The organism is Verrucosispora sp. NA02020, assembly GCF_013364215.1.
GTDB lineage: Bacteria > Actinomycetota > Actinomycetes > Mycobacteriales > Micromonosporaceae > Micromonospora.
This window is the reverse complement of sequence record NZ_CP054923.1, coordinates 2,296,123-2,308,520: the sequence shown is the minus strand read 5'-3', so window position 1 is coordinate 2,308,520 and position 12,398 is coordinate 2,296,123. Positions and strand designations below refer to the sequence as shown.

The window sequence follows — 12,398 nt, the reverse complement described above, 5'->3', positions numbered from 1 at the left end:
TCAGACCGTGGTCACCCCGTAGATCCGCTTCATCGCCTCGTGTTTGGCGGGCACCGGCAGGTGGCCGATCCCCAACGACTTGGCCTGCAACCGCGCGAGGTACTCGTCGGTCGTCCGCAGCGGTCGCGCCGGCACCCCGGCGGCCACGGTGTTGTCCGGGATGTCCCGGGTGACGATCGAGCCCGCCCCGATCACGCACCGGTTGCCGATGGTGACCCCCGCGAGGATCATCGACCGCATCCCGATGTAGACGTCGTCGCCGATCACGATCGGCGCGGTCCAGTCGAGGTCCGGGTGCTCCTTGCGGAGGATCAGCGTGCCGCCGTCGTGCGTGACGAACTGCACCTCGGAGGTGATGAAGACGTTGTCGCCGATGGTGATCAGCCAGGGCTCCGAGCCGAACATCGCCCGGCTGATCCCATAGAACCGGACCCGGCCGGTCAGGTTCACCCCGAGGGAACGGGCGAACGCCTCCGGGTCACGGGTGGCGGCGAGATGGTCCCGCACCCGCTGGACCAGCGTACGAACGCGACGAGACACCTGACGTCCTCACCTGACGAAGTACGCGGCGACGGGCGGGCGCGCCCGCACCGCCGGACACCCTCTTAACGAGCCGGACCGGGTACGGGTGACGGACCCGGCGACTCGACAATCAGCGGCAGAACCGACGGGCGTGCTCCAGCACGTGGAGTTCCCGGTTCTGCCGCCGCCACAGCCGGTACTTCCGGGCGGCGAGCCGTTTCGCCTCGGCACGAGCGGCCACCGGCCGGGCGGCGAGCCGGTCGAGCACGGCGCTGAACGCGGCCGGTGTCGCGGGGCGTACCACCGCTCCCCCGGCCTCGGCGATCAGCGCGCTGAACGGCGTCTCGTCGGAGCAGATCACCGGGCAGCCGGCGGCCAGACTCTCGACGATCACGTGACCGTAGTTCTCGCCCAGCGTCGGGAAGAGGAACGCGTCGTACCGGCCGAAGGTGTCCAGCACCTGCGCCGCCGGGAGTTCGCCCCGGTAGGCGACCCGGACGTGTCCGGGCATCGACTCGACGATCCCGCGACACCGTGCCCAGTACTCTTCGTCCTCCACCGGCCCGAAGATGTCGAACTCGATCGGCCGGGTCGTACCGGCCACCGCCTCCAGCGCGGTGACCAGGTTCTTCATCGGCGAGATCCGGCCGACGAAGACCAGTCGCAGCGGCCCCTCGCGCGGCTCGGCGGGTGGGGCGGGATCCTCCGGCACGGCGCACTCGTTGCCGTTGACCATCACCTGGGCCCACGGCACGGCCGCCCGGATCTGCTCCTCCTCCCGCCGGCTGCACGCCTGCCAGCGCACGTCGAGCCGACGCAGCAGCGGCGCCCACACCGACAGGAAGAGTCGCTTCTTGCGCGACCTGATGTCGAGGGCGGCCGGCGCCAGTTCACCGCGCGGCGCGAGCAGGATCGCCCCGGCGCGCAGCACGCCCGAGGCGACCGCGAGGATCGACACCACCGAGAACGCCGACCAGAGGCTGTTGAGATAGAGCAGGTCGACCGGCCGGGAGCGGACGTGCCGCAGCAGCCGGGCCCAGTGCCGGAGGGCGAACGGGTCGAGGTAGAACACGGCGGCGCGGGCGTCGCGGTGCAGCAGCCGCCCGGACAGCCCCGGGTAGGACACCGGTGAGCGCAGGTCGCGGTCCCGGGTGACCAGGGTGACGTCGATCCCCTCCGGCAGGGTGTCCAGGATGTACCGCAGGGAGCGGATCGGCCCGCCGCCCCGGAAACCGGGCTCGAACACACCGGCGGTCGCGACGACCCGGTAGCCCGCCGCCTCGACGGCGGACCGCGACGCCGACCGGGGCATGCCGGCGACGTCGGGCGGACGGGTCCTCACCAGCTTGGTCACTGTGTGGCTCACCTTCAGAGAGCGGATGCCGTCACCGCAGGCCGCAGCCGCGCCGTCCGGTCCGAAGTGGACCCTGGGGCCGGATGCCGGCACGGCCGTCACCATCGACGCGCCGGGACGGTTCAGATGGCGGAGAGCGACCGGCGTTCTCCGCGGGCGAGGGAGCCACGGGTGACGACCGACGTAGTGATCGTAGGAGTCGGCGGGATGGGCCGTGAGGTATATCGGGTAATTTGTCTACTCAACACGCCGGTGTCCGACTCGCCGCGATGGCGGGTGCTCGGATTCGTCGACGACTACCCCACCGAGCCCGACGTGGCCCTGGTGCACCGTCTCGGGGTGCCCTTCCTCGGCCCGACCCGCCGGTTGGGCGAACTTCCGACCCGGACACGGGTGGCGCTCGGCGTCGGCCGACCACGGCTGCGCCGGGAGACCGCCGAGGCCATCGCCCACCACGGGCTGACCGCCGCCACGGTGATCCACCCGGATGCCGAGATCGGCACGGACTGCGTGGTCGGCGAGGGACTGTTCGCGGCCGGCGGCGCGCGCGTGACGACCAACGTCGTCCTCGGCCGACACGTCCATCTCAACCAGAACTGCACGGTGGGGCACGACGCGGTGCTGGGCGACTACGTCTCGGTCAACCCGCTGGCCGCCGTCTCCGGCCACTGTCGCCTCGCCGAGGGCGTGATGGTCGGCACCACCGCCGCCGTCCTGCCCCGGCTGACGGTCGGCCGGGACGCCGTCGTCGGAGCCGGGGCCTGCGTGACCCGCGACGTCCCGGCCGGTGTCGTGGTCACCGGCGTACCGGCCCGGCCGACGCCGTCCTCAGTGCCGGATGCCCGCCCAGTCGTGATGGCGGCGCACGGTCGACAGGAGGAAGTCGACCACCCGGCGTGAGGTGTCCGGGACCTGGTAGTCCAGCGGACACCCGGCGGCACCGGCGGCGGCCTGCGCCACCACGACGCGGACCGCCTCCACCACCCCGGCCGGGTCCAGACCGGTCATCACGATCGCCCCGGTGTCCAGCGCCTCCGGACGCTCGATGGACTCGCGCAGGGTCACCGCCGGGAAGCCGAGGATCGCCGACTCCTCGCTGACCGTGCCGCTGTCCGAGAGCGTGCACCGGGCGTGCCGTTGCAGGGTGACGTAGTCGAAGAAGCCGAACGGCTCGTGGAAGGCGATCGACTCCAGCCGCGTACCGTCCACGGCGAGGGACTCCAGCCGCTTGCGGGTGCGTGGATGGGTGGAGACCAGCAACGGCAGGCCCCACTCGTCGCGGACGGCGCAGAGGCAGTCCAGCAGTCGTCGGAGCCGGTCCGGGTGGTCGACGTTCTCCTCCCGGTGGGCGCTGACCACGACGTAGCCGCCGGGCTCCAGGTCGAGCCGTGCCAGCACGGTGGAGGCGTCGATCTGCGGCCGGTAGTGATCGAGCACCTCGCGCATGGGCGAACCGGTGTGCAGGATGCGCCGGGGGTGCAGACCCTCGGCGAGCAGGTTGCGCCGGGCGTGCTCGGAGTAGACCAGGTTGAAGTCGGCGACGTGGTCGACCATCCGCCGGTTGGTCTCCTCCGGCACGTTCAGGTCGAAGCAGCGGTTGCCGGCCTCCATGTGGTAGACCGGCACCTTCATCCGCCGGGCCATCAGCGCCGAGATCGCACTGTTGGTGTCACCGAGCACCAGCAGCGCGTCCGGACGCGTCTCGGCGATCGCGGCCTCGGTGCCGACCAGGACCGCACCGAGCAGACTGCCGAGCGAACTGGTGTCCGCCCGCAGGAACCGGTCCGGTGCGCGGACACCCAGCTCGGTGAAGAAGATGTCGGAAAGGGCCGGGTCCCAGTTCTGTCCCGTGTGCACCAACGTGTGCTCCACGGTCCGGTCCAGCGCGTCGATCACCCGGGCCAACCGGATGATCTCCGGCCTGGTCCCGACAACGGTCATCACCCGGGTCACGGGCATCTCCTCACAGCGGTTTGCAGATGAACGGTGCGGTGGGCGGCAGGGCCACCGGCTCAGGACGTACGCCCCTGCGGGGGCACCCGGTACGCCGGGTCACGGATCACGTGCCGCGCCTGGTCGAGCACGCTGACCCGGGTCAGGCTCGCCCGCCAGCGCCGGTACGCCGCCCCGGCGGCCACCCGGGCCGCGTACCGCTGCTCCGGCGCGGCGGTGGCGACCTGCGTGACCAGGGCACCCAGGGCCGACGGGGTCAGTTCGGTCAGCACCAGCCCGCCGCCGTCACGCAGCACGGCGGTCCAGGGGGTGCGGTCGGAGCAGACCACCGGGCAGTGCGCCGACAGGCTCTCCGCGATGGCGTTGCCGAAGTTCTCGCCCCGGGTCGGCAGCACGAACGCCTCGTACCGGGAGAAGGTCTCGCGGACGTGGTCGGGATGCAGCTCCCCGCGATAGGAGACGGTGGCCGTTTCGGGCAGGGCCGCGATCAGCTCCTGGCAGCGCCGCCAGTACCCCGGGTCCTCCACCGGACCGTAGACGTCCAGCCGGACCGGCACCGGCACGTGGGCGAGCGCGCGGAGCACCAGGTCGAGGTTCTTCATCGGGGAGATCCGTCCGATGAAGACCAGCCGCGCCCGCGCGGTCGGCGGCAGCGCGACCGGTTCCGGCTCCGGTTCGGGGCCGCTGGCGACGGCGACCACCCCGATCCGGGCCCGGGGCAGCACCCGCCGGATGTCGGCGGCCTCGGCCGGAGTGGTGGCGTGCCACAGCACCCGCGGCTGCCCGAGCATCCACCGCCAGCCGGCCAGGAAGATCCGCTTGCGCAGGCCGTGCAGCCGCAGCGCGGCCGACCCGAACTCGCCCCGGGGGGCCACCAGCACGCGCCGCACCCGCAGCAGGCCGAGCCGGGCCGCGACGATGGGAAGGATGGAGAAGGTCGACCAGACGCTGTTCACGTAGAGCAGGTCGAACCGGACCGTGCGCAACGCACGCCAGAGCTGTCGCCAGTGCGCCGGACGGCGTACTCCGAGGTAGAAGATGTTGGTGCGGCCGAATCGCGCCCACCGGCCGGAGAGACCGGGATAGGGGTCGGGCGAACCGAGGTCGTGGTCGCGGGTCAACATCGTCGTCTCGATGTCGTCGCTGGCCTTGGCGAGCACGTCCGAGATCGAGCGTACGGGGCCGCCGGCCCGCCATCCGGGAACGAAGTACTCCGCCGTGACGAGAACACGGAATTGTTTCTCGTCGTATTCCGAGAGTTCTTCCCGGAATTGCGACACGGGGGTGGTGTCGTTGACCATCTTCAGCTCCTCGCCGGCGCACGGGACTGCTTGGCCCAACGATCGAACGCTTTAGCGGTGACTGCCGAAGGCGGCAGGCGACACCTTCCGAACAGTATGCGTAAACAGGAAATCCAGACCCCGAAAAACGCTATAAAAGCCAGGCGACCACACCGCCGACACAGCACTAGGGGACTTAATGTCACGAGTGGCACTCATATCCGGAATCACCGGGCAGGACGGCAGTTACCTGACCGAGTTCCTGCTCGACAAGGGATACACGGTGCACGGGATCAAACGGCGCTCGTCGTCGTTCAACACCGATCGGCTCGACCGCATCGACGTGCACCCGCGCAACTCGGACGCCCGCTTGTTCCTGCACTACGGTGACCTCACCGACCCGGCCACGCTGACCTCGCTGATCCGCGACGTCCGGCCGGACGAGATCTACAACCTCGGCGCGCAGAGCCACGTCCGGGTCTCCTTCGACATCCCCGGCTACACGGCCGACGTCACCGCGCTCGGCGCCCTGCACATGCTGGAGGCCGTCCGCGCCGCCGGCATCGACTGCCGCTACTACCAAGCGTCCTCCTCGGAGATGTTCGGCTCGACGCCGCCCCCGCAGCGCGAGGAGACACCGTTCCACCCGCGCAGTCCGTACGCGTGCGCCAAGGTCTACGCGTACTGGTCGGCGGTGAACTACCGCGAGTCGTGGGACATGTTCTGCGTCAACGGCATCCTGTTCAACCACGAGAGCCCCCGGCGCGGCGAGAACTTCGTCACCCGCAAGGTCACCCGAGCGGTCGCCCGCATCGAGGCGGGCCTTCAGGACCGGCTCTACCTGGGCAACCTCGACGCGGTACGGGACTGGGGCTACGCCCCGGAGTACGTCGAGGCGATGTGGCTGGCCCTGCAACAGGACAGCCCGGACGACTACGTGGTCGCCACCGGCGAGGGACACACCGTCCGCCAGTTCGTCGAGGCTGCCTTCGACCAGGTGGGCCTGGACTGGGAGCAGTACGTCGAGATCGACCCGGCCTACTACCGGCCCGCCGAGGTCGACGCCCTGATCGGCGACTACGGCAAGGCCCGCCGCCGCCTCGGCTGGGCACCCAAGACCCTCTTCGGGGACCTGGTGCGGGTGATGGTCGACGCCGACCGTCAACTGCTCGAGGACGAACGGATGGGACGTCTGGTGCGGGTGGACCGATGAGGGTCACCGTCGAGGCCACCCCGATCCGGCCCGGCCACGCGGCCGGTGTCGAGGCGTTCGCGTACGGCCTGCTGGCCGGGATGGCCGCCGACGACTCCTGCGACCTGCGGGTCACCGTCCTGCGCGGCACCCTGGACCAGTGGCGCGGGCACCTGCCCACCGACCGGATCGACTGGACCGAGGTGGCCCAGCCGCTGCGGTCGGACAACCCGGCCGGACAGTTGCTGCGGCGCTGGACCCCGACCCGGGTCCGCAACTCGGTGACCGTCCGGCGGACGGTCAACCTGCTGCGTCAGCGCTCCGAACCGCCGTCGTCGGGCGCGGACGTGACGTTGTACCCGTTCCACTGTGCGCCCACCGGGTCCGGCAGGTCGGTGGTCGTCCTGCACGACCTGCGGCACCTGCACGCCGACTTCCACTCCCCCGGGTACGCGGCCGTGGTCCGCGAGAACGTGGCGAGGGCCAGCGCCGTCGTGGTGACCTGGCCGCACCCGTACCGGCAGGCGCTGCGCCTGTTCCCGGAGGCGGCGCAGCGCACCGTGCTCATCCCGACGCCCACCTTCCAGCCCGCGCCGGAGCGCGCGAGCGCCCGACCCGAACCGGGCCTGCTCATCTATCCGTCGTCGACCGCGACGCACAAGAACCACGCGACGCTGCTGGAGGCGATGGCACTGCTGCCGGAGTACCGCCTGGTCTGTCCGGGGCCGCTCGTCGAGCCCGAGGCGAGTCGCCTGCTCGCGCGGGCCGCCCAGCCGGACCTGCGCGGCCGGGTGTCGTTCCCCGGCTTCGTCAGCCTGGACGACCTCAACGCGCTCTACGCCCGCGCCGACGCGGTGGTGGTGCCCTCGCTCTGGGAGGCGGCCAGCGGGACGATGCTGGAGGCGTTCAGTTGGGGGCTGCCGGTGGCCTGTGCCGACGCCGAACCGCTGCTGGCCCAACTGGAGTTCACCGGGGCGCAGGCGGCGGTGTTCCGGGCCACCGACCCGTCCTCGCTGGCCGACGCGGTCCGCCGGCTGTCGGACGACCGCGCGCACTACGCCGCCGCGTCCCGCCGGGCCGACGGTCGGCTCGCCACCCGCACCTGGGCGGCCACCGGCCGCGACTACCTGGACGTGCTGCGCTGGGCGGCGGACGGGCAGCCCGGCCCGGTGCCCCGGTCCGCGTTCGCCACCGCCCTCGATCCGGAGGTGGTGTCGTGAGCGCGCCGGAGCGCTTCCCGGTCGCCCGGCCCAGCATCACCGAGTTGGAGGAGCGCTACGTCGTCGACGCGATCCGGAGCGGCTGGATCTCGTCGCACGGCCCCTACCTGCGGGAGTTCGAGGAACGCTTCGCGCGCCGCTGCGGCGTGGACGCCGCCGTCTCCACCGGCAACGGCACGGTGGCCCTGCACCTCGCGCTCGCCGCCGCCGGCATCGGGCCGGGCGACGAGGTGATCGTCCCGGCACTGACCTACGTGGCGACGGCGAACGCGGTCGCGTACTGCGGTGCCCGCGCGGTCTGCGTGGACGTGCTGCCACAGAGCTGGTGCGTCGACCCGGCCGCCGTCCGCGCGGCGATCGGCCCGCGTACCCGGGCGGTCATCGCCGTCGACCTGTACGGCCACCCGGCCGACTACCCCGCCCTGCGCGATCTCTGCCACCGGCACGGGCTGCTCCTGGTCGCCGACGCGGCCGAGTCGTTCGGCGCCACGCTCGACGGGCATCCCACCGGGTCGCTGGCCGACGTCACCACGTTCTCGTTCTTCGGCAACAAGGTGATCACCTCGGGCGAGGGTGGCTGCGTGACCACCTCCGACGACGCCCTGGCCGACCGGATGCGTCTGCTGCGCAACCAGGGCATGGACCCGCACCGCCGCTACTACTTCCCGGTGCTGGGCTACAACTACCGGATGACCAACCTGAGCGCGGCGTTGCTCTGCGCCCAGCTCGACCGGGCCGACGAGATCATCGCCCGGCGCGACCGGGTGATCACCGGCTACGAGGAGCAGTTGGCCGACGAGCCGGCGCTGACCCGCCAACCGGTGCTGCCCGGGGTACGCCGGGGGGCGTGGATGGCCGCGTTCCTGGTCGGTGCCGAGGGCGACGCCACGTCGCGGGACGCGCTGGCCCGCGCGCTCGACCGGCGCGGAGTCGAGACCCGACCCTTCTTCGTGCCGATCCCCGAGTTGCCCGCACACCACGATCCGGCGGCGGACTGCCCGGTGACCACCGACCTCAGCCGTCGGGGCATCAACCTGCCCACCCACGCGGAACTGGGCGAGGCGGAGGTCAAGACGGTGGTGGAGCGGGTCCGCGCCGCCCTGGCCGACTGAGCGCCCGGATCCGGCCGGGACGATCGGCGCAGGCTACCGCGAGCCGGCGCCGATCGTGCTCCGGACCGTACGACCGAGACGCCGGTAGATGTTGACCGCCGTGCCGGAGGTCTGGAACCTGAGCCTGTCCCCGGTGCTCAACATCGCGCGGGTGCCGGGCACCCGCCCGGCGAACGCCCGCCGCAACCACGGTCCGACCACCTCGGCCGCCCGTGGCACCGCGTCCGGGTCGACGGCGGGCGGCAGCACCCGGTCGTAGATCCGCAGCCCGTCGAAGGGACGGTCGAAGAAGGCCGCCGTCTTCGGCGCGTACGAGATGGGCAGGATCGGCACGTCCAGGGCTGCCCAGAGCGCGCTCGAATGCAGCTTCATCGAGACGGCGACCGTGCACTCGGCCATCGCGGCGGCGAAGTCGAGCAGGTCCACGCCCTCGTACGGCAGCACCGTCGCGTCTGCGCCGGCCAGGTGCCGGCGCACCTGTTCGGTGAAGGTCACGTCGGGTCCCCCGGTCCCCGCCTCCAGGACGAAGAGGCGCACCGCGTCGACGCCGTACCGCTCGGCGACCCGGGCCACGTGGCGGGCGGTGACGGTCACGTCCAGCCCCGGCCACCGTCGCAGCGCCACACCCAGCACCTTCGGGCGGTCGGGCGCGGCCGCGGGGCGTACCCCCAACCCGTCCAGGAAGGTCCGGTCGACGAAGTCCCGGCAGCGCCGGGCCCGCCACCCCAGCCGCTGCTCCGCCAGGGTCACCGAGTCGCCGTCGCGCAGATAGCACTCGTCGAACGGGGAACCGAGTGCCCGCAGCCGGTGTTCCCAGTCCGCGCTGAGCGGGCCGAGTCCGAGTCCGACGGCGAGCACCGGCACCGCCGGCAGGTGTCGGGGCAGGAAACTCAGCCACCGGTAGGGGGTGTGCGGATGGTGGCTGGTCTGGAGCAGACCACCGCCGCCGAACAGCACCGCGTGGCAGCCCTGGAAGCTCAGTTCGCTGCGGCGGGAACCGGGCAGGTCCCGTCCCGGACGCACCGGTCGCGGGCGCAGTGCGGCACCGAGCCGGGCCGAGATCGCCGTCCAGTCGATGGGGCGACCGAAGCTGAGATATCGCACCTCGGTCTCCTCGTCCACCTCGCCGGCGGCGGCCACCGCGGCGATCAGGATCAGGTCGTCACCGAAGTTGCCGGCCTCACCGAGGCAGACCAGTCCGACTGTACGGGTCACCGCACAACTCCCTTCCGCCCGCCCAGCCGCAGATAGCTGGACCACCAGCACACGGCGCTGACCAGGGCGAGTACGGCCAGGGCGCCGGCTGCGCCACCGGCTCCGAACAGGACACCACCGGCGACGATCGTCGCGATCCGCAGCGGTCCGAGGACCACACCGATCGCCAACGCGCGCCCACCGGCGTGGGCCACCCGGTGCCCGGCGAAGGCGACGAGGGCGATGGGGGCCAGCAACGCCTCGACGGAGAGCAGCGGCAGCAGCGGACGGGCCGCGTGCCAGTTGTCGCCCAGCACGGCCCGCCCGATGTCGTCCGGCAACAGGCACACCATCAGCACCAGCGGGAGCATCACGCCGACGGTCAGCGCGACGACCGAACCGGCCACCCGCAGCCGGGCCCGTCCCGTCTCCGGACGTGTCTGGGCCAGGTACGGCACGATCAGCGAGGAGAGCGTCGTCATCAGCAGGGTGACCGGCCCGAAGACCGTCCGGGCCGCGCCGAGGGCGCCGACCACCGCCACCCCCGCCGTGGCGGCCAGCGCGCTCAGAGCCAGTTGCGCCGAACCGGTGGTGACCAGGAACTGCGCGGCGAAGGAGGCGGCCACGCGGGTGCCACGACGGTCGAGCCCCCAGCCGGGCACCACGTCGTACCGCAGCCGCAGGGCGACCACGACGCCGATGACGGCACCGGAGAACGCCCAGCAGACGAAGATCATGAACGGCGGCACCGAGGCGACCACGGCCGCCCCGACGGCCAGCGCGGTGCAGCCCAGCCAGACACCTTCCTGGGCCAGCGCGACCCGGGCACCGCCGACACCGATGCTGATCGCCTTGACGTAGTCGTAGACCACCAGTCCCGGCAGAGCCAGGCCGGTGACGGTGAGGTAGTCGGCGCCGACCACCACTCCGGTGCCAGCGGTGAGCAACCCGGCCAGCACGGCGACGGCACCTGCCCGACGCGCCCCCCGCGTGATCTCGTGCCGTGCCGGCCCGGTCCGCGCGGCCAGCACCGCCTCGGTGACCGCCGTCCGCACCAGGCCGATGACGAGTACGTAGATCGAGAAGGCCAGGGCGAACTGCCCCAGTCTCGACAGCGACTCACCGCGCGCGACGGACACCGACACCATCAGGTTGCCCACGCTGGACAGCCCGTTCACCGACAGCGCCACCACCGTGCGCCGGACGAACGCCCGCCGCCCGCCCGCCCGGGTGATCTCGTTCCCGGCCGGCGGGCCGGGCCGCGACGCCGCGCGGGTCGTCACGTCGGGAGCCGGGTACGCGGCGTTCGCGCCGACGTCGGCGTCCGGTCCCGGGTCAGCCGCAGGAGCAGCAGCACCGGCAGCGCGGCGACGGAGAACTGGACGAACGAGATCATCGACTCCGGATAGACCTTCGACCACATCAGTGGACTGGCCACCACGAAACCGAAGAGCGCGAGACGGATCGGTCCGGGTGGGCCACCGGCCCGCAGCAGCAGGACCCCGACGAGCGCCCAACCGGTGTAGAACACCACCACACCCCACGGACCGTCGAGGAAGTAGATCGTGCCGAGCGCGAGGAAGGTGTACGCGGACGTCGACGTCCCACCGAGATACTCGTTGATCCGCGCGCCGGTCGACAGGGCCGGCCGGTCCGGGTCGAGTGCCCGAGGCAGCAGTCCGTACCGCACAATCTCGGACGGGCCGGGACGCTCGATGTCGACCGGCACGTCGTACTCGCTCGCGCGGGTCACCTGCAGGTCGAAGCGGAGCCGGTCGGCGGAGGTGACCTCCTCGTCGACCGCCACGCCACCGTCGGTCCGGATCTCGTTGCGGGCGGCGTACATCGTCGGCCAGATCAGGAACAGCGCGACGACGGCGATCACCACGAAACGGGTGTGCAGCAACCCGCAGAGCGCCGCCAGCGCCACCACGAAGGTCAGGTAGCCCATCAGGGGAGCGGTCAACGCGGTGGTCACCGCCACCACCACCTGGGTGCCGATGAGACAGGTCGCCCAGCGCAGGCAGGCGAGTCGACCAGCCTGTCCGGCGAGCAGGCTCGCGACCAGCAGGGCGAAGGCGAGGTACCGCCAGCCCATGAACAGGGAGCTGAGCATGGCCGCCGGGGACGAAGCCACCTCACCGGTGAGTTGGCTGAAGATCGTGCCACGACCGGCCCAGACGCCGACGAGGTCGGCGGAGACACTGCCCAGCGTCACCGCCCGGGCGATCGTGAACAGGCGGGGGTGACCGGCACTGGCCCGGTTCAGGCCGCGTTGCCACTCACCGCGCCGGCCCACCCGCCGCAGGAAGGCCAGTTCGACGAGCAGGCACCCCGGCAATGCCAGGGCCAGCAGCATGACGATGAAGCCGAGGTCCGGATTGCCGTTGAGCACCGCCATCGGGACGACGAGCACGGCGTACGGGGCCACCACCATCGTGCTCACCGGGAAGAGTTGCAGGAGCCAGTTCAGCCGGGGCAGCTTGCGGCGACGGCCGCGCAGGGGCCTCGTCGGGTCCGTCGCCGGAGTCGCGGGTCGGTCCTCGGCCACGCGGTACGACGTCGAGCAGG

The 12,398-nt window shown here is 71.9% G+C and carries 11 protein-coding genes; 4 read left to right on the top strand and 7 right to left on the bottom strand.

Features of this window, described 5'->3' with window-relative positions; all coding sequences use genetic code 11:
- Together HUT12_RS10100 and HUT12_RS10095 are read right to left on the bottom strand one after the other, a co-directional pair.
- The gene (locus tag HUT12_RS10100) at window positions 1–540 is read right to left on the bottom strand and encodes an acyltransferase (protein WP_131052501.1); all 540 of its coding nucleotides are present in this window, start codon (window positions 538–540) and stop codon (window positions 1–3) included.
- A 112-nt stretch (window positions 541–652) separates the two neighbouring features.
- Window positions 653–1,876, bottom strand: a complete 1,224-nt coding sequence (locus HUT12_RS10095; protein ID WP_176093211.1) for a glycosyltransferase family 4 protein — start codon at window positions 1,874–1,876, stop codon at window positions 653–655.
- A 126-nt stretch (window positions 1,877–2,002) separates the two neighbouring features.
- Between HUT12_RS10095 and HUT12_RS10090 the strand changes: the two genes are divergently transcribed.
- A complete protein-coding gene (locus HUT12_RS10090) occupies window positions 2,003–2,776 on the top strand; it encodes an acetyltransferase (RefSeq protein WP_255446602.1) in 774 nt (257 codons plus the stop codon).
- Here the strand turns inward: HUT12_RS10090 and wecB are convergent.
- Both wecB and HUT12_RS10080 read right to left on the bottom strand, forming a co-directional pair.
- Entirely contained in the window at window positions 2,705–3,835 is a 1,131-nt protein-coding gene (wecB, locus tag HUT12_RS10085; protein ID WP_236145662.1) for a non-hydrolyzing UDP-N-acetylglucosamine 2-epimerase, read from the bottom strand. The genes HUT12_RS10090 and wecB overlap by 72 nt on opposite strands.
- Before the next feature lie 53 nt (window positions 3,836–3,888).
- Complete coding sequence (locus HUT12_RS10080; RefSeq protein WP_176093210.1) at window positions 3,889–5,130, bottom strand: glycosyltransferase; 1,242 nt, start codon at window positions 5,128–5,130, stop codon at window positions 3,889–3,891.
- A 178-nt stretch (window positions 5,131–5,308) separates the two neighbouring features.
- On the opposite strand from HUT12_RS10080, the gene gmd reads away from it, so the two are divergent.
- The 3 genes from gmd to HUT12_RS10065 are packed head-to-tail and all read left to right on the top strand — an operon-like array spanning window position 5,309 to window position 8,633.
- Window positions 5,309–6,322 (top strand): GDP-mannose 4,6-dehydratase, encoded by a 1,014-nt coding sequence (gene gmd, locus HUT12_RS10075; protein WP_131052496.1) that lies wholly within the window; start codon window positions 5,309–5,311, stop codon window positions 6,320–6,322.
- Complete coding sequence (locus HUT12_RS10070) at window positions 6,319–7,521, top strand: glycosyltransferase (RefSeq protein WP_176093209.1); 1,203 nt, start codon at window positions 6,319–6,321, stop codon at window positions 7,519–7,521. Before gmd ends, HUT12_RS10070 begins: the two co-directional genes overlap by 4 nt.
- Window positions 7,518–8,633 carry a DegT/DnrJ/EryC1/StrS aminotransferase family protein gene (locus tag HUT12_RS10065; RefSeq protein ID WP_131052494.1) on the top strand — a complete coding sequence of 372 codons (1,116 nt, stop codon included), beginning with the start codon at window positions 7,518–7,520 and terminating at the stop codon, window positions 8,631–8,633. Before HUT12_RS10070 ends, HUT12_RS10065 begins: the two co-directional genes overlap by 4 nt.
- 33 nt (window positions 8,634–8,666) lie before the next feature.
- Here the strand turns inward: HUT12_RS10065 and HUT12_RS10060 are convergent, their stop codons facing one another.
- The 3 genes from HUT12_RS10060 to HUT12_RS10050 are packed head-to-tail and all read right to left on the bottom strand — an operon-like array spanning window position 8,667 to window position 12,378.
- On the bottom strand, window positions 8,667–9,848 hold the full coding sequence (locus HUT12_RS10060) for a polysaccharide pyruvyl transferase family protein (protein WP_176093208.1): 1,182 nt from the start codon (window positions 9,846–9,848) through the stop codon (window positions 8,667–8,669).
- Window positions 9,845–11,110, bottom strand: coding sequence for a hypothetical protein (locus tag HUT12_RS10055; protein WP_176093207.1), 1,266 nt, complete (start codon window positions 11,108–11,110; stop codon window positions 9,845–9,847). Before HUT12_RS10055 ends, HUT12_RS10060 begins: the two co-directional genes overlap by 4 nt.
- Complete coding sequence (locus HUT12_RS10050) at window positions 11,107–12,378, bottom strand: hypothetical protein (protein WP_176093206.1); 1,272 nt, start codon at window positions 12,376–12,378, stop codon at window positions 11,107–11,109. Before HUT12_RS10050 ends, HUT12_RS10055 begins: the two co-directional genes overlap by 4 nt.
- Window positions 12,379–12,398 lie beyond the last annotated feature (20 nt).

What these genes read in the sequence shown, in the direction of transcription:
- HUT12_RS10090 (WP_255446602.1), top strand. Translation starts at nt 2,003, where the DNA reads ATGGCGGAGAGCGACCGGCGTTCTCCGCGGGCGAGGGAGCCACGGGTG.
- wecB (WP_236145662.1), bottom strand. Translation starts at nt 3,835, where the DNA reads ATGCCCGTGACCCGGGTGATGACCGTTGTCGGGACCAGGCCGGAGATC.
- HUT12_RS10080 (WP_176093210.1), bottom strand. Translation starts at nt 5,130, where the DNA reads ATGGTCAACGACACCACCCCCGTGTCGCAATTCCGGGAAGAACTCTCG.
- gmd (WP_131052496.1), top strand. Translation starts at nt 5,309, where the DNA reads ATGTCACGAGTGGCACTCATATCCGGAATCACCGGGCAGGACGGCAGT.
- HUT12_RS10070 (WP_176093209.1), top strand. Translation starts at nt 6,319, where the DNA reads ATGAGGGTCACCGTCGAGGCCACCCCGATCCGGCCCGGCCACGCGGCC.